Below are 25,807 nucleotides of genomic sequence, written 5' to 3'. Positions count from 1 at the left end.
CAGTCGCCATTCGCGCGATTCGACGTCGGCCGACCGGTGCCAGGATGGTCTGATGCACACGAGTGACCCCGCGCGATGATCCGCGCTCTCGCCGCGATGCAGGACCGTGGATTCCGCTGGTTCTTCCTCGCCCGCGCGATCACGATGATCACCGGGTCGATGTCGTCGATCGCGCTCGCATTCGCGGTGCTCGAGATCGACAACGACCCGCAGTCGCTGTCTCTCGTGCTCGCCGCGTTCACGCTCAGCAACGTCGTCTTCCTGCTGTTCGGCGGCGTCGTGGCCGACCGTCTGCCTCGGGCGCTCATCATCCAGTCCTGTTACGTGATCGACATCGTCAGCATCGGGGCGATGGCCGCCCTGCTGTTCACCGGCACGGCGACCATCCCGCTGCTCGCGCTGCTCTCCGTGCTCAACGGCGCGTCGACCGCGTTCGTGCTCCCGGCGATGCAGGGCATCATCCCGCAGCTGACCACGCCGGAGCACCTGCAGCAGGCCAATGCGATGCTGTCCTTCGTGCGTTCGGCGACCACCATCGGCGGCCCCATCATCGCCGGCATCGTCGTCGCCACCGCCGGCCCCGCCTGGGTCATGGTCGCGCAGGCCGTCGCGTGGGCCGTCGCGATCCCGATCCTCGCGATGGTGCGACTCCCTCCCCCCGTGCACGGGGGCGGCACCTCCCTGTTCCACGACCTCCGTGTCGGCTGGCAGGAGTTCTCGAGCCGCGCCTGGCTGTGGACGATCGTCGTGGCGTTCATGATCATGAACGCCATCCACATCGGAGCCTGGGGCGTCGTCGGCCCCTACATCGCGAAGAACGACGACCGGCTCGGCGTCGCCGGGTGGGGGTGGGTGGTGAGCGCCGAGGGCCTCGGCATCCTCCTCATGACGCTGGTGCTGATGTGGTTCCCACTGAAGCGCCCCCTGCGGTACGGCATGATCGGAATGGCGACGTTCGCGATCCCCCTCACTGTGCTCGGCGTCCACCCCGCCGTGGTGCTCCTCGCGATCGCCGCGTTCCTCGCGGGAGCGGGCGCCGAGGTCTTCAGCACCGGATGGAACGTCGCCATGATGGAGAACGTGCCGGGCGACAAGCTCTCGCGCGTCTACAGCTACGACATGCTCGGCAGCTACGTGGTGCTGCCCGTCGGCACCCTCGTCTACGGCTGGCTCGTCACGCACAGCGACGTCGTCACCGTGCTCATCTGGTCGGGGGCCGCATACGCCGTGATCGCCCTGCTCGCCCTCGCGGTGCCGAGCGTCTGGCGCATGGGGCGGCCCGCCGAAGCACTCGGCAGCCGACCCAGCGGGTTGGCGGATTCATAGCAATCCGGGTGAGACTGTGAGCATGACCTTCGCCGCGCTCCAGCCCCTCGCCGACCGTGCCGCACTGTTCACCGCCCTCCGTCAGGACGCCCTGGCGCAGGAGCTCGAGAAGCTCGGCGACAACCGCTGGGATGCCGACATGGCCGCCGGCACGATCACGTTCACGTCGAACGCCGATCCGGCACGCCAGCTCGTCGCCCGCGCGCACCTCGTCGCCACGATCGCCCCCGGACCCCGCTCGCTGCTCTGGGCATGGGCGCACCCGCAGGGCGATGCCGCGGGGATCGCGGCCCAGCTGCGGGACTACGGCACCGAGCACGGCATCCCCGCGCTCAGCGACGCCGAGCTTCCCTTCCCCGCCGACGCCGGGGGCGACGAGTGGATCGCCTCGGCGGGCCACACCGTCGGAGCGGTCGCGGTCGAGCTGACCGGCCGCTCGCCGTACTACGTGGCCCCGGTGGGTGGCGGGACCTCCGCGGTGTTCCTCCTCGACGCCCCGATCCCACCGCTCACGGTCGCGTCCGCCGCGATCGCGCTCCCCCGTATCCTGTCGGGCCTCGCTCTTCCCGACGCACGCACCTCGGTGTGGGATGCCGCTCGCCTCGCCGGCTGGAACCTCAGCTGGACGGACGAGTCGTTCTCGGGCGCGACGGTGACCGACTCCAGCGGCTCGGCGACGTTCCGCTTCGACGACCAGGCGCGCATCGCGAACATCGAGAGCAGCCTGCAGCCCCAGGGCTAGGTCGAACGACTCGGCCTGGCGTCCGACAGCTGATCCGCGCGTCGCACACATGCAGCGGTGTCGCAGGGATCCGGAGAATCCCTGCGACACCGAAGCTGATCTGCGACCGTAGCGCCTGTCAGGCCAACCGCTCCGCGGCCTCGACCACGTTCGTCATGAGCAGCGCGACCGTCATCGGCCCCACGCCACCCGGGTTCGGCGACACCCAGCCCGCGACCTCGGCCACGTCGGGGTGCACGTCGCCGAAGACGAGGTTCTTGCCCGTCTCGGGGTCGGTCTCGCGCGTCACGCCCACGTCGAGCACCGCTGCGCCCGGCTTGACGTCCTCGGCGCGGATGAGATGCTTCACCCCGGCGGCGGCCACGATCACGTCGGCCTCACGCAGGTAGCGCGGCATGTCGACCGTGCCCGTGTGCGTCAGCGTGACGGTGGCGTTCAGGTCCCGGCGCGTCAGCAGCAGCCCGATCGAACGACCGATCGTCACGCCGCGGCCGACGACGACCACGTGCTTGCCCTTCAGGTCGTAGTCGTTGCGCAGCAGCAGCTCGATCACTCCGCGCGGCGTGCACGGCAGCGGCGTGTGGATCGGGCTGTTGACGTTGAGCACGAGGCGCCCCAGGTTGGTGGGGTGCAGGCCGTCGGCATCCTTCGCCGGGTCGATCCGCTCGAGGATCGCGTCGGTGTCGATGTGCTTCGGCAGCGGCAGCTGCACGATGTAGCCGTGGCAGCTGTCGTCGGCGTTGAGCTCGTCGATCAGAGCCTCGACGTCGGCCTGCGTCGCATCGGCCGGCAGCTCGCGCTGGATCGAGTTCATGCCGATCGCCTCGGACTGCCGGTGCTTCATGCCGACGTAGAGCTGGGATGCCGGGTCGGCGCCGACCAGCACCGTGGCGATGCCGGGGACGATCCCCTTCTCCTTCAGCGCGGCGACCCGCTCGGTGAGCTCGGCCTTGATCGCGGCCGACGCCGCCTTGCCGTCGAGAACGCGAGCGGTCACTGCTGCAGGTCCGGGTACAGCGGGAAGGCGGCGGCGAGCGCGTCGACCCGAGCGCGGAGCGCCTCGACGTCGGCACCGGGGATGAGCGCCAGGGCGATGACGTCGGCGACCTCGGTGAACTCGGCGTCACCGAATCCGCGCGTCGCGAGGGCGGGCGTGCCGATGCGCAGGCCCGAGGTCACCATCGGCGGCCGCGGGTCGTTCGGCACCGCGTTGCGGTTCACGGTGATGTGGATCTCGTGCAGCAGGTCTTCGGCCTGCTTGCCGTCGAGCTCGGCATCCCGCAGGTCGACCAGCACGAGGTGCACGTCGGTGCCGCCGGAGCGGACGCCGATGCCGGCGTCCTTCACGTCCTGCTGCGACAGACGCTCGGCGATGATCGAGGCCCCGCGGAGGACGCGCTGCTGGCGCTCCGCGAACTCGGACGTCGCCGCGAGCTTGAACGCGGTCGCCTTCGCCGCGATCACGTGCATGAGCGGGCCGCCCTGCTGACCGGGGAAGACCGCGGTGTTGATCTTCTTGGCGATGTCTGCGTCGTTCGTGAGGATGAAGCCCGAGCGGGGGCCGCCGATCGTCTTGTGCACGGTCGACGACACGACGTGTGCGTGCGGCACGGGGTTCGGGTGCAGACCGGCGGCGACGAGGCCGGCGAAGTGCGCCATGTCGACCCAGAGCAGCGCTCCGACCTCGTCGGCGATCGCGCGGAACGCCTCGAAGTCGAGGGTGCGGGGGTACGCCGACCAGCCGGCGATGATGACCTTGGGCTTGTGCTCGAGAGCGAGGCGGCGCACCTCGTCCATGTCGATGACCGAGGTCTCGGGGTTCACGCCGTAGGCGACGATGTCGTAGAGCCGGCCGGAGAAGTTGATCTTCATGCCGTGTGTGAGGTGGCCGCCCTGGTCGAGCGACAGACCGAGCAGGGTGTCGCCGGGGCGGGCGATCGCGTGCAGCACGGCGGCGTTCGCCGACGCGCCGGAGTGCGGCTGGACGTTGGCGAACTCGGCGCCGAACAGATCCTTCGCGCGCTGGATCGCGAGCTCCTCGGCGACGTCGACCTCTTCGCAGCCGCCGTAGTAGCGACGGCCGGGGTAGCCCTCAGCGTACTTGTTCGTCAGGACGGAGCCCTGCGACTGCAGCACGGAGACGGGCACGAAGTTCTCGGACGCGATCATCTCGAGGAACGTCTGCTGACGGGCGAGCTCGCGGTCGAGGACCTGAGCGATCTCGGGGTCGACCTCGGCGAGCGGGGCGTTGAAGTAACGGTCGGTCATGGTGACATGCTCCTCTGACAACGGAATCGAAGGGTGTTCCTATCGGCCCAGGCGCGCGGTCGAAGTCCGTGGTCAGTCGCTCCCCGGTGGTAGTCCACCCAGACGCCAGTCGCGACGGTTCGAGCATACCGGATCCGCCCTGTCGTGGCGGCGCGTCCGCAGGGTAGGTTTTTGTTCATGGTCCGTCCTCTTCCCCTCCCTCTGGTCCCCCTCCCCGCCTCCGCCATCGTCGGCGAAGGGCGGATGCCGGTCACCGAGAGCATGCGAGTCATCGGCGACTCCCCCGCAGCGATCCAGCTGATGGATGCCGTGGCGCACCGCACCGGCATCCGCCTCACCACGACCGACGTCGCCGAGCCCGGCGCGATCACCCTGCGCGTGGAGTCCGGCGCCGCACCGACGGAGGGATACCGCCTCTCGATCGGGGAGAACCTGCAGATCGTCGGCGGCGACGAGGCGGGGCTCTTCTACGGCGTGCAGACGCTCCTGCAGCTGCTGACCGAGGAGAGCGGCGTCTGGAGCCTCCCCCGCGTCGAGATCACCGATGCTCCGCGGTTCCCCCGCCGCGGAGTCATGCTCGACGTCACCCGCCACTTCTTCGACGTGGCCGAGGTCAAGCGCTTCATCGACGAGACCAGCGCGCTCAAGTACAACCACCTGCACCTGCATCTCAGCGACGACCAGGGCTGGCGCATCCAGATCGACTCGTGGCCGAAGCTCACGGAGCTGTCGTCGGCGTCGGCGGCCGACGGCGACCGCGGCGGCTTCTACACGAAGGACGAGTACCGCGACATCGTGGCGTACGCGGCCGCGCGGCACATGATCGTCATCCCCGAGATCGACCTCCCCGGGCACACGCACGCGATCGGCGTCGCCTACCCCGACCTCGTCGAGGAACCCGTGCTCAACGACGCCCTCGTGTCGCAGGCGAAGGAGCTCGACCAGCCGCTCCCCGTGAAGGGCGAGCCGTACCTCGGCTGGGGTGTCGGCCACTCGAGCGTCCGGATCCACGAGGAGCGCACGTACGACTTCGTGCGCGATGTGATCCGTGAGCTCGTCGAGCTCACCCCCGGGCCGTACATCCACATCGGGGGCGACGAGTCGCTCGGCACCCCGCAGGCCGACTTCGACCTGTTCGCCGAGCGCGCCACCGCCATCGTGATCGAGGAGGGCCGGATCCCGGTCGCCTGGCACGAGATGGGGTCGGCCGCCGGCATCGCCGAAGGCACCGTCGGCCAGTACTGGGGCATGACGACGCCCTCCGAGACGCACGCCGCCGAGGCGGCGCGCTTCGTCGAACGCGGCGGCGCGCTCATCGTGTCGGCCGCGGACGCCGCCTACCTCGACATGAAGTACACGCCCGACTTCCCGCTCGGCCTCACCTGGGCCGCCGTGGTCGACGTGCAGCGCGCGTACTCGTGGGACCCGACCGCCGTGCTCGACGTGCCGGACAGCGCCGTGCTCGGCATCGAGGCGCCGCTGTGGAGCGAGACCACGCGCACGTACGCCGACGTCGAGCAGCTCGTGTTCCCGCGCGCGGCGGCGCTCGCGGAGGTCGCCTGGTCGCCGCAGGAGGGCGAAGGGCGCGACTGGGAGTCGTTCCGCGACCGCATCGCGACGCTCGCACCGGGGTGGCGCGTCCGCGGCGTGAACTTCCACGCCTCACCCGAGATCGACTGGGTCGAGCAGTGACGGTGGCGCCGACCGCCTCTGGGTCGCTCGTGATCCACCGCGCACGGCTGGTGGACGGCGGCACCGTCGTCGACGACGCCTGGGTGCGCATCGAGGACGGCCTCGTCGTCTCGACCGGCACCGGGAGCACGTGGGATCCGGCTGATCTGATCGTCGATGCGCAGGAGGCCGCAGGCCGGGGCGCTGTGCTCACCCCCGGCTTCATCGACATCCACGGGCACGGCGGCGCGGGAGCGGCTTTCGACGACGGGATCGACGCGATCCGCACGGCCCGTGCCCTGCACCGCGCACACGGCACCACCCGCGCCGTGGTGTCGCTCGTCACGGCTCCGCTCGACGACCTCGCGCACCGTGTCGCCGAGATCGCGGAGCTCATGCGCAGCGACCGCGACATCCTCGGCTCGCACCTGGAGGGGCCGTTCCTCGACCCCGGACACCACGGCGCCCACGAACCGAGCCTGCTCCGCGCTCCGGTGGCGGCGGACGTGGCCCGACTGCTCGAGGCGGGCTCCGGCACCGTGCGCCAGGTCACGATCGCGCCGGAGCTGCCAGGCGGGTTGGATGCCGTGCGGCTGATCGTCGAGGCGGGAGCGGCGGCGGCCGTCGGCCACACCGACGCAGACGCCGAGATGGCCCGCGCGGCGTTCGACGCCGGAGCGTCGATCCTCACCCACGCGTTCAACGCGATGCCCGGCATCCATCACCGCGCGCCGGGCCCGGTGCTGACGGCAGCAGCCGACCACCGCGTCGTGCTCGAGGCGATCGCCGACGACGTGCACCTCGACCCGCATGTCGTGAAGCTGCTCTTCGACTCCGCTCCCGACCGCGTGGCGCTGATCACCGACGCCATGGCCGCAGCGGGAAGCGCCGACGGGCACTACGACCTCGGCGCCGTGAGCGTGACCGTGCAGGACGGCATCGCCCGTGCCGACGACACCGGATCGATCGCCGGTTCGACGCTCACGCAGGACGTCGCTCTGCAGCGCGCGGTGGCCGCAGGAATCCCGCTCCCCGTCGCAGTCCGCGCCCTCACGCGCACCCCCGCGTCCGCGATCGGATACGGCGACCGGCTCGGCGCGCTCTCCCCCGAGTACGCCGGCGACGCCGTGCTTCTGGATGCGGAGCTGCGCGTCGCGCGCATCTGGGTGGGCGAACTCCCCTAGCTCGCTGCGCGACGACGCGCAGCTCTGCGCTCTCCGGTCTTCTTTTCAGGGTGGAGGGCCGCCTTTCCCCAGAATGGCGGCCCCCGCACTCTCCCTTCTCAGAGCTGGCGGGCCGGGAACTCCTCCCCCGAGGTGCCCGACCCGCCATTCACCGGTGCTCATGCCCCTCGGCACCAGCGCCTGGTCCTTCCGCCCCCCGGTGGAGGACCATGGCAGTCTCTATGGGATGAGACGAAGGCCCTCGCGATTCATTACGCGACTTCTCAGATTTTCTTCGGATTTCTTTTGAGCCCTCGTGTGGAATCACTCTGACCTGGGATTTTCCCGCCGGGAGGCGATCGATGAGAGTTCCATCCCGGGGTGGCGAACCGGGGAGATCGGAGGGAGAATGAAGAAGGCGCGTGATGAAGGACGGTCTCACGCGTCTCTTCATGTGGAGACGCATCCGCTCTCCATGACAGATGGATGACAGTGAGCCAGGACACCACAGCGAACGACCAGAAGGTCTCGAACGAAGAGACCATCGCCGACGCCGACCTCGTACTGCGCACCCGCTCGGGTGACGCCGCCGCCTTCGGCGAACTCTGGAGACGTCACTACCCGTCGGGCATGTCCGTCGCCCGCTCCATCACCTCGTCCATCGACCCCGACGACCTCGTCCAGGAGTCGTACACGCGCATCTATCAGGCGATCATCAAGGGCGGCGGCCCGAACGGCTCCTTCCGCGCGTACCTGTTCACGAGCATCCGCAACACCGCGGCCGCATGGGGGCGCTCGCGCCGGGAGTCGGCCATCGACGAGCTCGACACGGTCGCCGACCCCGACAGCACCGAGCAGGCCACGAACGAGGCTCTCGACCGCAGCCTCACGGCCCAGGCCTTCCGCAGCCTCCCCTCGCGGTGGCAGGAGGTGCTCTGGTACACCGAGATCGAGCAGATGAAGCCGGCCGAAGCCGGCCCCCTTCTCGGCATGAAGGCGGGTGCCGTCTCGCAGCTCGCCTTCCGCGCTCGCGAAGGTCTGCGCGAGGCCTGGATCCAGGCGCACCTGCGCAGCGCCGAGCCCGGCTCCGACTGCCAGTGGACCATCGAACACCTCGGCGCGTACTCGCGCGGCAACCTGGGCGTGCGCGACAAGAAGCGTCTCGAAGCACATCTCGAAGACTGCGCGCGCTGCATGATCGTCGCCGCGGAGGCCAAAGACGTCTCGACGCGCCTCGCCCTCGTGCTCCTTCCGCTCGTGCTCGGCGTCACCGGCGCGACCGGTTACCTGGCCACCCTGCAGGCGGGCGGAGCCCCCGTCGTCGCCCTCGCCGCGATGCCGTCGGCCATCACCCAGGGCGCCGTCGTGGTCGGCTCCGGCGCCGCCGCCACCGGAGGAGCCTCGTCGGGCGCCGGCGGAGCCTCGTCGGGCGCCGGAGGAGCAGGAGCAGGCGGGTCCGGTGGCGCCGGCGCCGCGGGCGGAGGCGTGCTCAGCGGAGTGGGCGCCCTGGTCGGCGCAGGCTCAGCCGCCCTCATCGTCGCCGGCGTCGTCACGGCGGCGACCATCATCCCCGGACTCGCCGGAGCGAACCCCGCGGCGTCTCTGCCCAGCGCGGGCGACAGCAACTCGTCGTCGATCAGCGCCGACGTCGGTCCCGACGAGGCAATGGCGGCCGACAAGCCCGTCACCGTCGAGACCCCGGCCCCCGAGCCCGTCGTCCCCCCGGTCGAGACTCCGGTGACGCCCGAGCCCGCCGAGGACCAGGCCCCCACGACCGCGCCCGCCGCGGCAGCTCCGTCCGCCCCGATCGCGCCGCCCGTCACCACGCCCGGTGGCGAAGAAGCCGGCGGCGAAGGGCCGGGAACGGAAGAGCCCGGCACGGAGCAGCCCGGGGTTCCCGCGGGGTCACCCGGCTTCTCGCGGGCGACTGCGGAGTTCGTCATCGGCGGCCCCAACATCGTCACGACCCATTACGTCGTCCCCGTGTCGGGTGCCACAGGCGCCACGGTCGGGTCGCGCATCGGCGGAGGCTCCGGCGGTACCGGTCAGACGGTGCTCACGGCTGCCGACACCGACCCCGCCGTCGGCTACGGCACGATCGACCTGCGGCCGACGCTGCAGCAGCTCTGCACCAACGCGACGGTCGAGTTCTTCTACGTCGGCGACGGCGTGACCGGCACCGCCACCACGACCACGCTCCGCGACCTGCACTCGTTCGATCCGGGCATCATCCTCTGCTCCCTGGTACCGGAGGAGGGCGCTGACGCTCCCGCCGACGTCCCCGCAGACGCCGAGCTTCCCGCAGACGCCGCCCTGCCAGCGGATGCCGTCACCACCCCCGCGCCCGTCGTCGAGCCCGCGCAGGCTCCGGCGGAGCAGACACCGGCTGAACAGGCACCGGCATCGCAGCAACCGGTCGGTCAGGCACCGGCAGAGCAGGCACCGGTGGAGCAGGCACCGGTGGAGAACGAGACGTTCGCCGTGGTCGACGCGCCTGTCCAGGAACTCCTCGTGGACGAGTCGACCGCGGTCGACGCGGTCCTCCCCGTCCCCTGATCGCGGCCGGCCGCTCCATCGCGAAGTCCGGCGCAGATCCGCGGCGAATTAGACTGGGACCATGCCCGAGGAACCCTCTGCCGTACCCGGCGTGAACCGCCCGACCATCACCGCGCTCGACGTCATCCGCTCGATCGTCCTGGTGATCTCCGTCGCGACGCTCGCGCTGTGGGGCTTCGCCACCTGGCCGCTGCCCTGGAACATCGTCCTCGGCATCGGGGCACCGGTTCTCGTCATCCTCGTCTGGGCTCTGTTCCTGTCGCCGCGACCGGTGCTGCGCCTGCACCCCTTCCTGCGCGCGGCGGTGGAGCTGCTCATCTACGTCAGCGTCACGATCGCGTGGTGGCTCATGGATCAGCCCGTCATCGGTCTGGCCTTCGCCCTCGTCGCCGTGGGCGCCGGGGTCGTCAGCGGCCGGCGGCGCATCGCATGACGACCGGCGACTCCGGCATCCGCGCTGTCGAGCCCGCGCCTCGGGCGTGAGGGTGCGGCCATGACGACGGCGTCCGGCACGGCGGCCCTCGACCTGCTCGTCGACGCGCTCGGCGGTCTCGTCGACACCGACGGCGCCGTGCTCGAACAGGCCAGAGCCGACAGCTCCGGCCACGCCGCCCCTGGTCGCCCGATCGCGGTCGTGCATGCGGAGACCGTGGAACACGTGCAGACCGTCATGCGCATCGCGACCCGCACGCGCACGCCCGTGGTCGTGCGCGGAGCCGGCACGGGACTCGCCGGGGCGGCGAATGCCGGCGACGGCGAGATCGTCCTCTCCACGCGCCGCATGACCGCGATCCGTGAGGTGCGCGCAGACGACCTGCTCGCGGTCGTCGAGCCAGGCATCCTCAACGCCGACCTCAACGACGCCCTCGCCGAGCACGGGCTCTGGTGGGCTCCCGACCCCGCGAGCCGTGCGACCTCGACGGTCGGCGGCAACATCGCCACGGGCGCCGGCGGCCTGCTGTGCGCGAAGTACGGCGTCGTGCGCGACGCCGTGCTCGGCGTCGACCTCGTGCTCGCCGACGGCCGCCTCCTGCACCTCGGCCACCGCAGCGTGAAGGGGGTCACGGGTCTCGACCTGACCTCCCTCGTGATCGGGTCCGAGGGCACGCTGGGCGTGGTCGTCGGCGCCACGCTGAAGCTGCGCCGCCTCGTCGCCGGGACGACGTGCACGATCGCCGCCGTCTTCCCCGACGTGCGCCGCGCGGCCGCCGCGTCCGCCGCGGTGACGGCATCCGGAGTCCAGCCCGCGATCATGGAGCTGATGGATGCCGCGAGCCTCGCCGCCGTGGCGGCCCTGCTCGACCTGCCCTCCCCCGGCGAAGGCAGCGCTCAACTGACCATCCAGACCGACGGACCGGCCGCGGCCGCCGAGGCCGCGGTGATCGCCGACGTCCTCGCGGCCCACGACGGTGCGGTGCAGGTGTCGTCCGACCGCGAGGAGGGCGAGCGACTGCTGGCGATCCGCCGGTCGATGCACGCGGCGATGGCGTCGCTCGGCACGACCCTCATCGAAGACGTCTCCGTGCCCCGGAGCGCGATGCCCGCGATGTTCGACGAGATCGCCCGCATCGAGCAGGCGTACGGGATCACGATCCCCACCGTCGCGCACGCCGGCGACGGCAATCTGCACCCCAACTTCATCTTCGAGGGGTCGGATACTCCCCCGCACATCTGGGCGGCTGCCGACGAGCTGTTCCGTGCAGCCATCGCCCTGGGCGGCACCCTGACGGGCGAGCACGGCATCGGCACGCTCAAGAGCCGCTGGCTCGCCGACGAGCTCGGCGACGATCAGTGGCAGTTGCAGCGGCAGATCGCGCGTGTCTTCGATCCCCTCGGCATCCTCAACCCGGGGAAGGTGTTCGCCGCCGATGCCTGACATCCACGTGAGCGCCGCCGTGATCGTCGACCCCGCCGGTCGCGTGCTCGTCGTCCGCAAGCACGGCACGACCCGGTTCATGCAGCCGGGTGGCAAGCCGGAGGCCGGCGAGACCCCGGCGCAGACGCTGATCCGCGAACTGCACGAGGAGCTCGGCCTGCGTCTCGTCGACGCCGACCTCGCGCCGCTCGGCCGTTTCGTGTCGGCCGCCGCGAACGAGCCGGGTCATCGCGTGGTCGCCGACGCGTTCGCGGTCGACATCGCCCAGGCCGACGTGACCGTGCAGGCCGAACTCGCCGAACTGCGCTGGATCACGCCTCAGGATGCCGAGACGCTGCCGCTCGCGCCCCTCAGCGTGGAGCACCTGCTCCCGCTCGCCTGGGCGCGCGGGAGCTGACAGACGTGCAGGGTCAGATGCCCTGCCAGGCCGGCTTGTTCGCGAAGGTGTAACGGTAGTAGTCCGCGAGCTTCAGTCGTGACGCCGCGGCCTCGTCGACCACGACCGTCGCGTGCGGGTGCAACTGGATCGCCGAGCCGGGGAGGATCGCCGACAGCGGCCCCTCGACGGCATCCGCCACGGCCTGGGCCTTGCCCTCGCCGAACGCGAGCAGCACGAGGTGGCGCGCGCGCAGGATCGTGCCGAGCCCCTGGGTGATGCAGTGCATCGGCACGTCGTCGATCGAGTCGAAGAAGCGGGCGTTGTCCTCGCGGGTCTGCTCCGTGAGGGTCTTGACCCTCGTGCGCGAGGCTAACGACGACCCGGGCTCGTTGAAGCCGATGTGCCCGTCGGTGCCGATGCCGAGGATCTGCAGGTCGACGCCACCGGCCTCGTCGATCGCCTTCTCGTAGTCCTCGCCGGCGTGCTGGATCGTCGCCTCGGCGCCGTTGGGCACGTGGATGCGCTGCGGGTCGAGTCCCAGCGGCTCCACGACCTCCTTGGTGATGACCGAGCGGTAGCTCTCCGGGTGCGCGGGGTCGAGACCGACGTACTCGTCGAGCGCGAATCCCCGCACCCGCGAGACATCGCGACCGGCGAGCTGCGTGCGCAGCGCCTGGTACACGGGCAGCGGTGTGGATCCCGTCGCGAGGCCGAGCACGGCATCCGGACGCGCGTCGATGAGTTCGACGATCTCCGCGGCGACCAGGGCGCCCGCGGCGGCGGCGTTCTCGACGATGACGACTTCAGCCATGGGTGACGATCTCCTTGAGTGGTGAGGTGGCTCCGACGAGCGCGGCGCCGACGGCAGCCGCCGGCGAGCCGAGCGGGAGCAGTTCGATCCGGTCGTCCAGGTGCAGGGAGCGCATGAACGCGGAGGCCTCCGCACCCGCGTGCAGGGCGTCTCGGACGCCTGCCTCGAGGCGGGCGCCGAGAGCCGTCAGGCCCCCGCCGATGATAACGCGCTCGACGTCGGCCGAGAGCACGAGTGCACGGACGGCCGCTGCCGCCCCGTGGAACAGGTCGGCGCGCAGCGACGCGGCGAGCGGATCGCCTTCGTCGGCGGCGTCGAGGATGTCGCGCACGGGGTGCGCGCCGGGGCGTCCCCAGGCCTTGGCCAGGGCTCCGCCGCCGCAGAAGGTCTCGATGCAGCCGCGCTGGCCGCAGCCGCACAGGCGACCGGCCGGGTCGACCGAGAGGTGGCCCACCTCCCCCGCCGTACCGCGGGCGCCGCGCCAGATCGCGCCGTCGACGACGATGCCGGCGGCCACTCCGGTGCCGAGGTTCAGATACGCCATCGATCCCTCGATGCGGCGCAGCGCTGCAGCGCCGAGGGCCGCGGCCTTCACGTCGTTCTCGACCCGCACGACCGCTCCGAGCCGGGCGGCGACGCGCTCGGCGAGGTCGAGCGACTCGACGCCGAGGTTCACCGCGTGCAGCACCCGTCCCGATACCGCGTCGACGAGACCGGGGATGCCGATGCCGACGGAGTCGATGTCGGCGACGGTCAGACCGGCCTCTGCGGCGAGATCGACGACGGCCGCTGACACGCTCTCGACGACCGCGTCCTCTCCCCACCCGGTCGGGCGGCGCAGGCGGGCGAGGATCTCACCCGATGGCGCGACGGCGACCGCGTCGATCTTGGTGCCTCCGACGTCCAGGCCGACGCGAATGCGTCGACCGGCGAGGTCGACGGTGATGGCATCCGTCATCGGATGGTGCTCCTGCCCGTGGTCGAGTCGAGGGCGCCGCTCACGAGACGCCCAGCTGGCCGGACAGGACCATCACGGCTGCGCCGCGCAGCACGATGTCGGACTGCAGAGTGCGCCGGATCACGACGTCTTCGAACACGCCCTCGAGCGTGCGGGCGTGCAGGGTCTCCACCGCCGCGTCGATCAGGACGCCGTCGAGCAGGTCGCCCTGCCCCGACAGCACGACCTCGGAGAGGTCGAGGGCGGCGACGATGGGGGCGATCGCGATGGCCATCCGCGTCCCGGCGTCGCGGAGGATGTCGTCGCGGGAGTCCGGTGCGGCCTCGATGGCCGCGCGCAGGCGGCTCTCGCTGAGCCAGGCCTCGAGGCATCCGTCCTTGCCGCAGGCGCAGCGCGGGCCGCCGTCGGTGCCGACGACCACGTGCCCGATCTCGCCGGCCGCGAACCGGCTCCCGAGCAGCGGCTGGCTGCCGGTGATGACGCCGGCGCCGACGCCTCGACCGATCTTGATGAGCATGAAGTCGGCCTCGGCCTCGCCGAACGTGTACTCGGCGAGCACGGCGGCATTCGCGTCGTTGCGCACGAGCACGGGCAGGTCGAGGTCGACGCCCAGCTTGGCCTCGAGCGGGAGGTCGGACCAGCCCAGGTTCGGCGAGCTGAGCACCATCCCGTCCGGACGCACGACACCGGGCGTGCCGATGCCGACGCCGAGGATGGGCTGCGTGGCCTCGGCGACGAGCTCACGGGCGAGCTGCAGCAGGGCGGCGTACGCGGCGTCGCCGTCCGGCGTCTCCGGACGCGGCACCTCCCGGCGCCCGATCACGTCGCCGTCGAGGCTCAGCAGCGCGCCGGTGAAGGCGCTCGGGGCCGAGAGGTCGATGCCGATGATCTGGTGACCGACGCGGTCGATGTCGATGAGGATGGGCGGCTTGCCCGGACCGACCGTCTCGCGGACACCCATCTCGATGACGATGCCGTCGGCGATGAACTCCGCGACGAGGTCGGAGATCGTGACGCGGGTGAGTCCGGTCTCCCGGGAGAGGTCGGCGCGGCTCATCGCGCCGGAGTGATAGAGCGTCTGCAGCACGAGGGCCCGGTTGTGGCCGCGGGCGTGCTCGGGCAGCACCTTGGCGCGCGAGCGCAGATGCCGCGCGGGGCCGAAGGCGTGGGCGTTCGTCCCGACGTACTCCGACGTCGTCGACGGGCGCGTTTCATCCGATACGGACATGTTTGTTAGTAGACCTTACGAACAAAAATTGTGCAACCCCACCGCGCAGAGCGTCCGGGAGGGTTACCGAAACGTTACATTACGATGACGACCGTGTGTCAGCCGTCCGAGTCGGCCTCTCCCGCCCGCTCGACGAGCCGGGCGACGAGGCCTTCCACGATGCCCTCCCGCGCCTCCCGCGTGAGCGGCTTCCCGGGGACGCCGGGGCGGCGCTGAGCGGGCGTCGGACCGTCGAGAGGACGATACCGCACGCCCCTCTCGGCCAGCCGGCGCAGGTGCACGGGCAACCGCCTGGCGAAGTCCTCGAACGGCGCCGGTTCCCCGCCCTCCCACAGCCGCTCCGCGACCGCGGACAGCCTCGGGAACATCGCGAAGTCCACACGGTCCCGCGACGGCAGATGCTCCGTCCAGACGTTCGCCTGCCCGCCGGAGGCCCCCTCCTCCACACGCAGTCCGTACACCTGCTCGATCGGCAGCGGCGGTCCGACGCGGATCGGCTCCTCCTCCGAGTCGGACTGCGGGTAGTCGAGGTAGACGCTCAGATCAGGGCACGCGATCACCGGGATGCCGCGGCGCAGCGCCTCCCGCATCGCGACGGGACCACGCCAGGCGAGGATCTCGACGCCGTCGGGCACGTCGCCCTCCAGCACCTCGTCCCAGGCGAGCGCCGTGCGCCCCCGTGCGCGGACGTGCGCGACGAAGTGCGCCGTGAACCAGGGCTGCACGTCGTGGGCCGACGCGAGGCCCAGTTGCCGCATCCCCTCCTGCGCCGCCGCACTGTGCTCCCACTCCGTCACGGGAACCTCGTCGCCGCCGATACCGATCCACGGCGAGTCGAAGAGGTCGCACAGCGCGTCGATGGCCGCGCGCCCGAAGGCGAGCGACTCCTCGGTCGGCGCGAGCGTGCGGGGGTTGACCCCGAACCTCTCCCAGGGAGCGGTGACGGGACCCCCGACGTCGGTGTTGCCGAGCTCCGGGTAGGCGGCGAGACCGGCCTGGATGTGACCGGGCAGCTCGACCTCCGGCACGAGCGTGACGTGCTGCGCTGCTGCGTATGCCACGAGGTCGCGCAGCTCGGCATCCGTGTAGTGCCCCTCGTGCACGCCGGGCTCGACCGTCGCGAGCGGACCGTGCCCGCGCTGCGTCGCCTCCCGCCGGGCGCCGACCTCGGTGAGACGCGGGTATCCCGGCACCTCGAACCGCCAACCCTGGTCGTCGGTGAGATGCAGGTGCAGGACGTTGAGGTGGTGGTCGGCGAGCAGATCGACGAGTCGACGAACGTCGGCGGCCGGTCGGAAGTGCCGTGCCACGTCGAGCATCGCCCCGCGCCAGGCATACGCCGGTGCACCGGACCACTCGCCCGCGGGGATGCGCGACTGCTCGGCGCCGGGCTCGCGCAGCTGTCGTAGCGTCGTCGCGCCGCGGAACACGCCGGCGACCGACGCGCCGGTCACGGAGACGCCCTCGGCGGAGACTCGGAGGCGGAACGCCTCCTCGCCGATGCGTCCCTCGGCGAAGGGCGCGTCGGCCAGCGCCGCGTCGATGCGCAGCGTGATCGCGCGCTCCGCACTCCCGGAGGCCCGTACCCCGCCGAGGCGCTCGGCGCTCGCGGCGAGGTCGTCGGTGGCGACGACCGGCGTCTGCGCAGTCCAGACGAACGGAGCGGCTGCGGGGTCGATGCGCGAATGCACGAGCGGGACCGTCGCCCGATGCGGGGGTGGCGGCATGCGGAGCGCGTGCCCCGGAGCGCCGCCGGTGGCGCGCCCCTGCTGCACGACCGGCTCGCCGGCGACCAGCACCTCCACGACGCCGACGGGCGCCGCGTGCGGGTCCTCGAACGTCGCGCCGGCGGCGATGGTCTCGGGATCGAACAGCACGAGATCGGCCGTGGAACCCTCGCGGATCACTCCGCGCGGCGCGTCGCCCCTGTCGAGGCCGAGCCGCGCGGCCGGCGTGCCGGAGAGATGCCGGACGGCCTCCTCGAGCGACAGGATGCCGAGCTCCCGCACGTAGTGCCCCAGGTAGCGCGGGAAGGTGCCACGGCCCCGCGGATGCGGACGAGCACCGATCAGGATGCCGTCACTGCCGCCCGTGTGGCGGGGGTGCCGCATGATCTCGCGGACGTTCTCCTCATCGCCGATGTGCATGAGGATGCTCGTGGCACCGGCGTCCTCGATGATCGTGTCGAGCACGACATCGACCGCGCGCCGACCCTCGGCCGACGCGATCTCGGCGACCGTGCGGCCGACGAGCCCGGAGAGAGCGGCGTCGCCCGTGCCGGCGATCTGGATCGCCTCCCAGTCGGCTCGCTCCCCGTGGAAGCCGTCACAACCGATGTCCTCGAGCTCGACCCGCACGGCCTCCCGCCCCGCGGCGTCGAGCGCCGCGATCGTCCCGAGCAGGTCCCCGCTCTCCGACAGCCGGCTCGGCAGCAGCGCCGCGAGGGTCGTCGCACCCGGGAGGTACGGGTAGGTGTCGAGCGTGACGTCGACCCCGTCGGCGAGCGCCTCGTCGACGAGCGCGAGCAGCTCGTCGGCCCTGCCGCGGTTGGGGAGGAAGTTCATGGTGGCGTGCGTGAGGTGGATCGGGCACCCGGTCCGGCGTCCGATGTCGAGCGCTTCGCGATACGCGTCCAGCGCCGCGCCGCCGTAGCTGCGCGTATGCGGCGACCAGTAGCCGCCCCGTTCGGCGACCACGCGGCACAGGGCCTCGAGCTCCGCCGTGTTGGCGTACATGCCCGGCGTGTACGTCAGGCCGCTCGACATGCCGAAGGCGCCGGCGTCCAGCGCCGCGCCCAGCAGCTCCCCCATCGCCGCGATCTCGGCATCGGTGGCTCGGCGGTTCTCGTGGCCGACCACCATCATGCGCAGGTTGCCCTGCGGCACGAGCACCGCGACGTTCGCGACCGCCGCGGCATCGAACGAGGCGAGCAGGTCGCCCATCGTGCGCCACGGCACCGACGCCGGCGCCCCGTTCCAGCCGGCGATCTGCGCGGGGATGACCGAGGCCGTCGCGTCGTCGAGCGGCGCATAGCCGAGACCGTCCTGCCCGACGACCTCGGTGGTCACGCCCTGGCTGATCTTGGCGGTGTGCGCGGCACCCTCCAGCACGGCGAGCTCGCTGTGCGCGTGCATATCGATGAAACCCGGTGCGAGCACGAGCCCGGCGGCGTCGACCTCGACAGCGGCATCGGGCAGCTGAGGCGCCTCACCCGCCCCCTCGCGCACCAGCGCGACGATCCTCGCGCCCTCGACGTACACGTCGGCGCGGTAGCGCTGCGCGCCCGTGCCGTCGACGACCGTGGCGTCGCGGTAGACGCGCACCGGCTTCTCGCTGCTCAGAAGCACGTCGCCACCGCTCCGATCACGCGCGGGTCGTCGGCGTCGGGGTCGTCGATCACCGCGACGACCTTCCACTTGTCGAACGCGGTGCACGGGTGCGAGAGGCCCAACCGCACCACGTCGCCCTGCGCGACCGCCGCGTCGGCGGCGAGGCTCAGGAAGGCGTGCTGGTCGTTCAGCGCCGTGATCGAGCCGGCCACCGACTGCGGGACGGGAAGGTCGATGTCGAAGGGCACGTCCCGACGCCCCGCGTCGAGCAGGGCGAGGCCGGGATCGGGCTGCGAGACGACGCGCGACCACGCGTGCATGGCCGACCGCAGGGGCGCGGTGCCCGTCAGCGGACCGAACGGCGACATGCGGGAGTAGAAACCGTCGTCGTGGATCTGGAATGCGCCGGAGCGCAGCACCACGTCGGCCCCGTCGGCGTGCGGTGCGAGCACGGCCGCCGCACGGTCGGGGAACGAGCTGCCGCCGGCGCTCAGCACGGGCCGCACGCCCTCCGGATAGGCCAGGCGCGAGTGCAGCTCGACGAGCGTGCCGAGATAGGCGTCGACGGCGACGATCGAGGTGTCGCTGCGGTCAGGGCCGAACGGGCCCTCGTAGCCCGTGACGCCGGCGAGGCGGAGACCGGATGCCGCGGCGATCGCACCAGCGATGCGCTCGCCCTCCTCGATCGTGCGGGCCCCCGTGCGTCCCCCTGCTCCGCCGAGCTCGACGAGCACGTCGAGGGGCCGAGCGGCGCCCTCGAGCGCACCCGCGAGGATCTCGACCGTCCGCTCGGAGTCGGCCCAGCACAGGATGCGCAGCTCGGGGTCGGCGGCGAGCAGCTCGCCGAATCGCCGTGCTGCTGCCGCATCGGTGACGGCGTTCGCGATGAGCACGGTCGAGACGCCGGCCTGAACCGCGACCTCCGCCTGCCACGACGTGGCCACCGAGATCCCCCAGGCGCCCGCGTCCAGGAGACGCTGCCACAGCGCGGGAGCCATGGTCGTCTTGCCGTGCGGCGCGAGCCGGACGCCTTTCTCGGCCGCCCAGGAGAACACCGTCGCCTCGTTGTGAGTCAGTGCCGCCTCGTGCACGGTGAGCACCGGGGTGACCAGATCCGAGAGGTGGAGGTCGGCGTCGGCGATCTCGGAGAGACGCAGCCCTGCCGCCAGGGCCGGGAAGCCCTTCGCCCAGGTGCCGAGTTCGGGATCCGGAATTTGTAGAGGCATCTAACAAGGCTACTAGGCTTGCAGCATGACTTCGAAGACCCGCATCACGACAGACGCCGCCCCCGCCCCCGCCCACACCTTCTCGCAGGGCGTGCGCAAGGGCCCGTTCGTCCAGGTCTCCGGCCAGGGCCCGGTCGACGCCGTCACCAACGAGTACCTCTACCCCGGCGACGTCGCCGCGCAGACCACGCGCACGCTCGAGAACGTCAAGGCCATAGTCGAGGCCTCGGGAGCGACGTTCGACGACGTCGTGATGCTGCGCGTCTACCTCACCAAGCGCGAGGACTTCCCGATCATGAACGAGGCGTACGGCGCCTTCGTCGAGGCGAACACGCCGAGCGGCGTCCTCCCCTCGCGCACCACCGTCTTTACGGGTCTGCCCCGCGAGGAGATGCTCGTCGAGATCGACGGCATCGCCGTCGTCGAGTGACCGCGGGCGACGTCGTCGCCTGATCCGTGCGGGCCCGAGAGGGCCCGCACGACCGTTGCCCCCTCGTTACCTTCGATCCCGTAGCATTGAATGTGATAAAGGCCACGTGAGAACCGGGGGGTGAAGTTCGTGACCGATCTGATCTCAGCGCAGGATGCGAAGACTGAGAAACTGACCGAGGCGGGCTCCGCCGACACGGTCGCTCTGACTCCGTCGGGTGATGACACCCCGACCGACTCGATGCCGCCGCAGAGCGGCGACCAGCCGCTGGCCTGGGCTCCCATCGAGCCGGCGCCCAAGAAGAAGCGCCTCGGACTGTGGATCGGCCTGGGCGTCGGGGCCGTCGTGATCGGCGCCGGCGCCGCCTCGATGATCCTGATCGCCCCCGGCACCACGGTCGCCGGCATCCCCGTGGGCTGGCTCACGCCCGGCGCGGCCGCCGATGTCATCAGCGCGCACGTGGCCGAGACCGAGGTCACCCTCACGGGTGCGGGCGACGACGTCGTGCTCACCGGCTCGGAGCTCGGAGCAGCCGTCGACGCGAGCGCCCTCGCCGACAAGGCCTTCGCCGAGCACCCGATGTGGAACGTCGGCGCCTGGATGGGCGAGCCCGTCGCGGGTGAGATCACCCTCGACCCCTCGACCGCCGACGCCGCCCTGCGCGACGCCGTGCCGACGAGCTTCGAAGACCCGGTCGACGCAGGCGTGGTCTTCGACGCCGCCACCGGCAGCTACGTCATCACTCCGTCCGCGACCGGCACCGGCGTCGACGTCGCGGCGCTGAGCGAGGCGTTCACCGACACGATCGCCGACGGCGGCAAGAGCTTCGAATTCCCCGGCGGTCCCGCCGAGGCGGCTCCGGCCGTGACCGACGAGGACGCCACGACCCTGGCGACCTCGATCAACACGATGCTCGGCACGATCGGCTTCTACCTCGGCGAGGAGCGCACGGTCCCCGTCGACGCCGCCACCGCCTCGACCTGGTTCACCGTGGTCGACGACGACGGCACGCTCCGCATCGAGGCGGATCAGGCGGCGATCCAGGCGACCGTCGACGTGCTGCCCGCAGCCGTCGACCGCGCACCGGTCAACGCCACGCAGATCGTCGACTCGTCGGGCAAGGTGCTGCGCACCGAGTCCGAGGGCGTCAACGGCCGCGCACTGAGCGACACCTCGAACCTCGCGTCCGACGTGGCCGACAAGCTCGAGGCCGGCGAGGGCGTGTTCCCGATCTCGGTCACCGAGACCCCGTTCACCGCCGTCACGCTCCTGCGCAAGATCGACGTGAACCTGAGCTCGCAGACCGCGACGCTCTACGAGAACGGCGCCGTCGTGCGGTCGTGGAAGATCTCCTCCGGCAAGGCTGCGACGCCGACCGACGTCGGCAACTTCAAGGTCTACGCCCACGTGCGCTCGCAGACCATGAAGAGCCGCGAGCCCGACGGCTCGATCACCGAGACGCCGAACGTCCCCTGGGTCACCTACTTCAACGGCGACGAGGGCTTCCACGGCACCTACTGGCACAGCAACTTCGGCAACCGCATGAGCCACGGCTGCGTGAACATGCCGATCGACGTCGCCAAGTTTGTGTACGAGTGGTCGCCCGTGGGCATGGAGGTCTCGGTCCACAACTGAGTCGCTCGCCCCGACGGGCGCCGAGCGGATACGCGAAAGGGCCGGATGCTGAGCATCCGGCCCTTTCGCTGTGCGGTCTCAGCTGAGCGCGTCGACGATCTCGTTCAGCGTCGTCGAGGGGCGCATGACCGCGGAGACGAGCGCGTCGTCCGGGCGGTAGTACCCGCCGATCTCGACGGCGGAGCCCTGCACGGCGTTGAGCTCGGAGACGATCTTCTCCTCGTTCTCGGCCAGCTTCGCGGCGACGGGCGCGAAGGCTGCGGCGAGTTCGGCGTCCTTCGACTGCTTGGCCAGCTCCTCCGCCCAGTACAGGCCCAGGTAGAAGTGGCTGCCGCGGTTGTCGATCGTGCCGAGGGCGCGTCCGGGCGAGCGGTCCTCCTCGAGGAAGGTGCCGGTCGCGGCATCCAGCGTCTCGGCGAGCACGCGCGCCTTCTCGTTGCCCGTGCGGTCGGCGAAGTGCTCGAGCGAGGCGGCCAGCGCGAAGAACTCGCCGAGCGAGTCCCAGCGCAGGTAGTTCTGCTCGACCAGCTGCTGCACGTGCTTCGGCGCGGAGCCTCCTGCTCCCGTCTCGAACAGTCCGCCGCCGGCGAGCAGCGGCACGATCGAGAGCATCTTGGCGCTCGTGCCGACCTCGAGGATCGGGAACAGGTCGGTGAGGTAGTCGCGGAGCACGTTGCCGGTCACCGAGATGGTGTCGAGGCCGTGACGCATGCGCGCGAGCGTGTAGCGAGTGGCCTCCTCGGGAGCGAGGATCGTGATCGTGAGGCCCTTGGTGTCGAGCGTCGCGAGACCCTGGTGCACCTTGGCGATGATCTGCGCGTCGTGCGAGCGGTTCGCGTCGAGCCAGAACACCGCGGGCACACCCGTCGCGCGGGCGCGCGTGACGGCGAGCTTGACCCAGTCCATCACGGGGATGTGCTTGGTCTGCGTGGCGCGCCAGATGTCGCCCTCGCCCACCTCGTGCTCGATGAGCACGGTGCCCTCGCTGTCGAGCACCTGCACGGTGCCGGCGGCGGCGATCTCGAAGGTCTTGTCGTGGCTGCCGTACTCCTCGGCCGCCTGAGCCATGAGCCCGACGTTCGGGACGGTGCCGATCGTGGCGGGGTCGAGCGGGCCGTTCGCGATCACGTCGTCGATCACGGCCTGGTAGACGCTCGCGTACGAGGAGTCGGGGATGACCGCGAGGGTGTCGGCCTCGCCGCCGTCCTTGCCCCACAGCTTTCCGCCGTTGCGCACCAGCGCGGGCATCGAGGCGTCGACGATCACGTCGCTGGGGACGTGCAGGTTCGTGATGCCCTTGTCGGAGTTCACATACGAGAGGCGCGGCCCCTCGGCGATCGCCTTCGCGAACGCGGCGGCGATCTCGTCTCCCCCGGCGATGCCCTCGAGCCCGGCGAGGATCGAGCCGAGGCCGTCGTTCGGGTTGAGACCGGCGGCGGCGAGCTGCTCGCCGTACTGGGCGAACACGTCGGCGAAGAACGCCTTCACGACGTGACCGAAGATGATCGGGTCGCTGACCTTCATCATCGTGGCCTTGAGGTGCACCGAGTAGAGCACGTCGTCGGCCTTCGCGGTCTCGAGCGTCTCCGCGAGGAACGCGTCGAGGTGGGACGCCGACAGGAAGGTCGCGTCGACGATCTCGCGGGGCAGGACCTTGAGGCCCTGCTTCAGCACCGTGACCGTGCCGTCGGCGGCGATGTGGCGGAAGCTCAGCACGTCGTCGTGGGCGGCCACCCAGGAGCGCTCGTTGTGCTTGAAGTCGTCGTGACCGAGCGTCGCGACGCGGGTCTTCGACCCCTCGGCGAACGGCTTGTTGCGGTGCGGGTGCTTCTTCGCGTAGTTCTTCACGGCGAGCGGCGCGCGGCGGTCGCTGTTGCCCTCACGCAGCACCGGGTTCACGGCGGAGCCCTTGATGCGGTCGTAGCGCGCGCGGATGTCCTTCTCCTCGAGCGACGAGGGCTCGTCGGGGAAGTCGGGGATGTCGTAGCCCTGAGCCTGCAGCTCGGCGATCGCGCCCTTCAGCTGCGGGATGGATGCCGAGATGTTCGGGAGCTTGATGATGTTCGCCTCGGGCAGGGTGGCGAGTCCGCCGAGCTCGGCCAGTGCGTCGCCGACCTGCTGCTCCGGAGCGAGCTTCTGCGGGAAGGCGGCGAGGATGCGACCGGCGAGGGAGATGTCCCGCGTCTCGACGTCGATGCCCGCCTGGCCGGTGAAGGCCTGGATGATCGGGAGGAAGGAAGCTGTGGCGAGCGCGGGAGCCTCGTCCGTGTAGGTGTAGATGATGGCGTCGTCGGTCACCGGGAGGTTCTCCGTTCACGAGGGCAGAATTGTCTCGATACCAAGATACCTGAGGGCTTCTCGCCCTCGAGAATCTGCTCGTCTCTGGGTAGGAGCGGGCCGGAGGGGTTAGCCTGTGTCTATGTCCGAACTGCGCATGGTCGAACTCTCCGCTGCGACGATCGTCGCCGTGAACAACCTGTCGCTCAAGCCCGGACAGGAGCAGTTCCTCGCTCCGGTGTCCTACGGCATCGCGGCGACCGTCATCAACCCGCAGACCTCCTGGCAGCGCGTCGTGCTCGACGGCGACCAGGTCGTCGGCTTCGTGAGTGCGAACTTCGACTCGGAGGCGCCCGAGGAGCACTTCCGCTCCGTCCTGTGGCGCATCAACGTCGACGCCGACGATCAGGGCAAGGGCGTGGGTCGCTTCGCCGTCGAGCAGCTCGTGGAGGAGGCGCGCTCCCGCGGCGTCGACCACGTGAACGTCATCTACGAAGCCGGGGAGGACGGCCCTGAGGCCTTCTTCCTGCGCGTCGGCTTCACGCCCGTCGGCGAGACGGAGTACTCCGAGGTCATCGCCGAGATCCGCGTCACGCCGTAGGCCGGCGGCGGGGTCGCCGCCCCCTCCCTCGTCGAGGCCCGTCGCCCTGTCGGCACGGACCTCCGATGTTCTCCCGCGGCGGAGATCACGGATTTGTTGCGAGTCGCCACAAAAAGCTTGCGCTCCCCCGCCGAGCGTGCCTATCATCACTTCAGAGCGCTGGCGAAGCGCTTCGACGATGTTCCCGAACGAGCGACGACGGAGTCCCGATGACGACGATCCATGAGGTGGCGCACGCCGCCGGGGTGTCGATCAGCACCGTCTCCTACGCGCTCAGCGGCAAGCGCCCGGTCTCCGAGAAGACGCGCCGCCGCATCGAGGATGCGGCTCGCACGCTCGGCTACGAGCCGGACGCCGGCGCCCGCATGCTGGCGGGCCGCCGCACCCACATCTTCGCCCTCACTGAGCCGCTGCGCGCCGACACGCACGCCCCCACCCACATGGCTTTCGTGCTCGCCACGGCTGTCGCCGCCCGGCGCCGGGGCTACGACATCCTGCTCCTCACCGACGAGCAGACCTCGGACGGGATGAACCGCGTCGCGGCGAGCCGCCTCGTCGACGCGATCCTCGTGCTCGATGTCGCGCCGGACGACGACCGCGCCGCCATCGCGCGCAGCGTCCGCACGCCGACGGTGTTCATCGGCATCCCCGACGACGCGGAGGGCCTGACCTGCGTCGACCTCGACTTCGAGGCGGCGGGCGCGCTCGCGATCGACCGGCTCGCCGATGCCGGGCACCGACGCGCCATGCTGCTCGGCCAGACCGAGGTGTCATACCGCAAGTCGAACTTCCCCCGGCGTCTGCTCGCCGGCGTCACCGACCGCGCCGCGCACCGCGACATCGCCCTCGCCTGGGCGACGACCGGCGACACGACGACGGATGCCGCGTCCGTGCGCTCCACGTGCGAGGCCGCCCTCGACCGGGGCGACCGCGCGTTCATCGTGCACGCGGTCGGCGACGTGCACGAGATCCTGCTCGCGACCGTCGCCGACCGCGGACTGCGCGTCGGCGAGGACGTCTCGGTCGTCTCGGCCGCGGCATCCTTCGACACGACCGAGCTGTCGGTCGCCGTCGACACGATCCCCCTCGTGCCGCAGCAGTCGTGCGAGCTCGCGGTCGACCTCGCCGTCGGCAGCGTCGAGAGCGGCGGATCGACGCCGCGCATCCACCTCATCCCACCCGAGTACCGCGAGGCCGGCTCGATCGCTCCCGCCCGGGAGTAGCGAACCGCTCCTCGTCGCGATCGTCTGCGCGTTGTCGAAACGCTTCGATGACGTACAGGCCACAACTGAAGACGACCCGAAGAAGTGTCCCGGCCCGTGAGGCCACCG

The 25,807-nt window shown here is 71.1% G+C and carries 20 protein-coding genes and 1 riboswitch; of the genes, 12 read left to right on the top strand and 8 right to left on the bottom strand.

The window, feature by feature from the left end:
• The first annotated feature begins 75 nt into the window (after positions 1-75).
• Both RAC69_RS13355 and RAC69_RS13350 read left to right on the top strand, forming a co-directional pair.
• Entirely contained in the window at positions 76-1,326 is a 1,251-nt protein-coding gene (locus RAC69_RS13355; protein WP_375087232.1) for an MFS transporter, read from the top strand.
• A 22-nt stretch (positions 1,327-1,348) separates the two neighbouring features.
• Positions 1,349-2,068, top strand: a complete 720-nt coding sequence (locus RAC69_RS13350; RefSeq protein ID WP_375087231.1) for a DUF6882 domain-containing protein — start codon at positions 1,349-1,351, stop codon at positions 2,066-2,068.
• 118 nt (positions 2,069-2,186) lie between these two features.
• Here RAC69_RS13350 and RAC69_RS13345 read toward each other — a convergent pair whose 3' ends face one another.
• Positions 2,187-3,065 carry a bifunctional methylenetetrahydrofolate dehydrogenase/methenyltetrahydrofolate cyclohydrolase gene (locus RAC69_RS13345; protein ID WP_341935159.1) on the bottom strand — a complete coding sequence of 293 codons (879 nt, stop codon included), beginning with the start codon at positions 3,063-3,065 and terminating at the stop codon, positions 2,187-2,189.
• Positions 3,062-4,336, bottom strand: a complete 1,275-nt coding sequence (gene glyA / locus RAC69_RS13340) for a serine hydroxymethyltransferase (RefSeq protein ID WP_375087230.1) — start codon at positions 4,334-4,336, stop codon at positions 3,062-3,064. The genes RAC69_RS13345 and glyA overlap by 4 nt, the downstream gene beginning before the upstream one ends.
• A 38-nt stretch (positions 4,337-4,374) precedes the next feature.
• Positions 4,375-4,459: riboswitch (ZMP/ZTP riboswitch) on the bottom strand.
• Positions 4,460-4,513: 54 nt separating this feature from the next.
• On the opposite strand from glyA, the gene RAC69_RS13335 reads away from it, so the two are divergent.
• The 6 genes from RAC69_RS13335 (at position 4,514) to RAC69_RS13310 (ending at position 11,999) form a co-directional block, all read left to right on the top strand.
• On the top strand, positions 4,514-6,028 hold the full coding sequence (locus tag RAC69_RS13335; RefSeq protein WP_375087229.1) for a family 20 glycosylhydrolase: 1,515 nt from the start codon (positions 4,514-4,516) through the stop codon (positions 6,026-6,028).
• A gap of 2 nt (positions 6,029-6,030) precedes the next feature.
• Positions 6,031-7,191 (top strand): N-acetylglucosamine-6-phosphate deacetylase, encoded by a 1,161-nt coding sequence (locus RAC69_RS13330; RefSeq protein ID WP_375087228.1) that lies wholly within the window; start codon positions 6,031-6,033, stop codon positions 7,189-7,191.
• A gap of 471 nt (positions 7,192-7,662) precedes the next feature.
• Entirely contained in the window at positions 7,663-9,726 is a 2,064-nt protein-coding gene (locus RAC69_RS13325) for a sigma-70 family RNA polymerase sigma factor (protein ID WP_375087227.1), read from the top strand.
• A 61-nt stretch (positions 9,727-9,787) separates the two neighbouring features.
• Entirely contained in the window at positions 9,788-10,159 is a 372-nt protein-coding gene (locus tag RAC69_RS13320) for a YrdB family protein (RefSeq protein ID WP_341935164.1), read from the top strand.
• A gap of 60 nt (positions 10,160-10,219) precedes the next feature.
• On the top strand, positions 10,220-11,602 hold the full coding sequence (locus RAC69_RS13315) for an FAD-binding oxidoreductase (RefSeq protein ID WP_375087226.1): 1,383 nt from the start codon (positions 10,220-10,222) through the stop codon (positions 11,600-11,602).
• The gene (locus RAC69_RS13310) at positions 11,595-11,999 is read left to right on the top strand and encodes an NUDIX domain-containing protein (protein WP_341935166.1); all 405 of its coding nucleotides are present in this window, start codon (positions 11,595-11,597) and stop codon (positions 11,997-11,999) included. Before RAC69_RS13315 ends, RAC69_RS13310 begins: the two co-directional genes overlap by 8 nt.
• Positions 12,000-12,012: 13 nt before the next feature.
• On the opposite strand, the gene nagB is transcribed toward RAC69_RS13310, so the two are convergent.
• The 5 genes from nagB to RAC69_RS13285 all read right to left on the bottom strand — a co-directional run bounded on the left by nagB (position 12,013) and on the right by RAC69_RS13285 (position 19,533).
• Positions 12,013-12,792: a glucosamine-6-phosphate deaminase gene (gene nagB / locus RAC69_RS13305; RefSeq protein WP_375087225.1), complete on the bottom strand. Its 780-nt coding sequence runs from the start codon at positions 12,790-12,792 to the stop codon at positions 12,013-12,015.
• Positions 12,785-13,750: an ROK family protein gene (locus RAC69_RS13300; RefSeq protein WP_375087224.1), complete on the bottom strand. Its 966-nt coding sequence runs from the start codon at positions 13,748-13,750 to the stop codon at positions 12,785-12,787. The genes nagB and RAC69_RS13300 overlap by 8 nt, the downstream gene beginning before the upstream one ends.
• Positions 13,751-13,790: 40 nt before the next feature.
• The gene (locus RAC69_RS13295; protein ID WP_375087223.1) at positions 13,791-14,978 is read right to left on the bottom strand and encodes an ROK family protein; all 1,188 of its coding nucleotides are present in this window, start codon (positions 14,976-14,978) and stop codon (positions 13,791-13,793) included.
• Positions 14,979-15,076: 98 nt separating this feature from the next.
• Positions 15,077-18,325, bottom strand: a complete 3,249-nt coding sequence (locus tag RAC69_RS13290) for a family 20 glycosylhydrolase (RefSeq protein ID WP_375087222.1) — start codon at positions 18,323-18,325, stop codon at positions 15,077-15,079.
• A complete protein-coding gene (locus tag RAC69_RS13285) occupies positions 18,316-19,533 on the bottom strand; it encodes an alanine racemase (protein ID WP_375087221.1) in 1,218 nt (405 codons plus the stop codon). Before RAC69_RS13285 ends, RAC69_RS13290 begins: the two co-directional genes overlap by 10 nt.
• 25 nt (positions 19,534-19,558) lie before the next feature.
• Here RAC69_RS13285 and RAC69_RS13280 point away from each other — a divergent pair, with 25 nt between their 5' ends.
• Both RAC69_RS13280 and RAC69_RS13275 read left to right on the top strand, forming a co-directional pair.
• Positions 19,559-19,963 carry a RidA family protein gene (locus RAC69_RS13280; RefSeq protein ID WP_341935172.1) on the top strand — a complete coding sequence of 135 codons (405 nt, stop codon included), beginning with the start codon at positions 19,559-19,561 and terminating at the stop codon, positions 19,961-19,963.
• Positions 19,964-20,083: 120 nt separating this feature from the next.
• Complete coding sequence (locus RAC69_RS13275; protein WP_375087220.1) at positions 20,084-21,598, top strand: L,D-transpeptidase family protein; 1,515 nt, start codon at positions 20,084-20,086, stop codon at positions 21,596-21,598.
• 78 nt (positions 21,599-21,676) lie between these two features.
• Here the strand turns inward: RAC69_RS13275 and RAC69_RS13270 are convergent, their stop codons facing one another.
• Positions 21,677-23,896, bottom strand: coding sequence for an NADP-dependent isocitrate dehydrogenase (locus RAC69_RS13270; protein ID WP_375087219.1), 2,220 nt, complete (start codon positions 23,894-23,896; stop codon positions 21,677-21,679).
• A gap of 121 nt (positions 23,897-24,017) precedes the next feature.
• On the opposite strand from RAC69_RS13270, the gene RAC69_RS13265 reads away from it, so the two are divergent.
• Together RAC69_RS13265 and RAC69_RS13260 are read left to right on the top strand one after the other, a co-directional pair.
• Positions 24,018-24,476 (top strand): GNAT family N-acetyltransferase, encoded by a 459-nt coding sequence (locus RAC69_RS13265; RefSeq protein ID WP_341935175.1) that lies wholly within the window; start codon positions 24,018-24,020, stop codon positions 24,474-24,476.
• Positions 24,477-24,685: 209 nt separating this feature from the next.
• The gene (locus tag RAC69_RS13260; RefSeq protein ID WP_375087218.1) at positions 24,686-25,699 is read left to right on the top strand and encodes a LacI family DNA-binding transcriptional regulator; all 1,014 of its coding nucleotides are present in this window, start codon (positions 24,686-24,688) and stop codon (positions 25,697-25,699) included.
• Positions 25,700-25,807: the final 108 nt, after the last annotated feature.

Source organism: Microbacterium sp. LS_15 (assembly GCF_041954735.1).
GTDB lineage: Bacteria > Actinomycetota > Actinomycetes > Actinomycetales > Microbacteriaceae > Microbacterium.
Note: the sequence above shows the minus strand (reverse complement) of the source record. Positions and strands in the feature narration are given on the sequence as shown.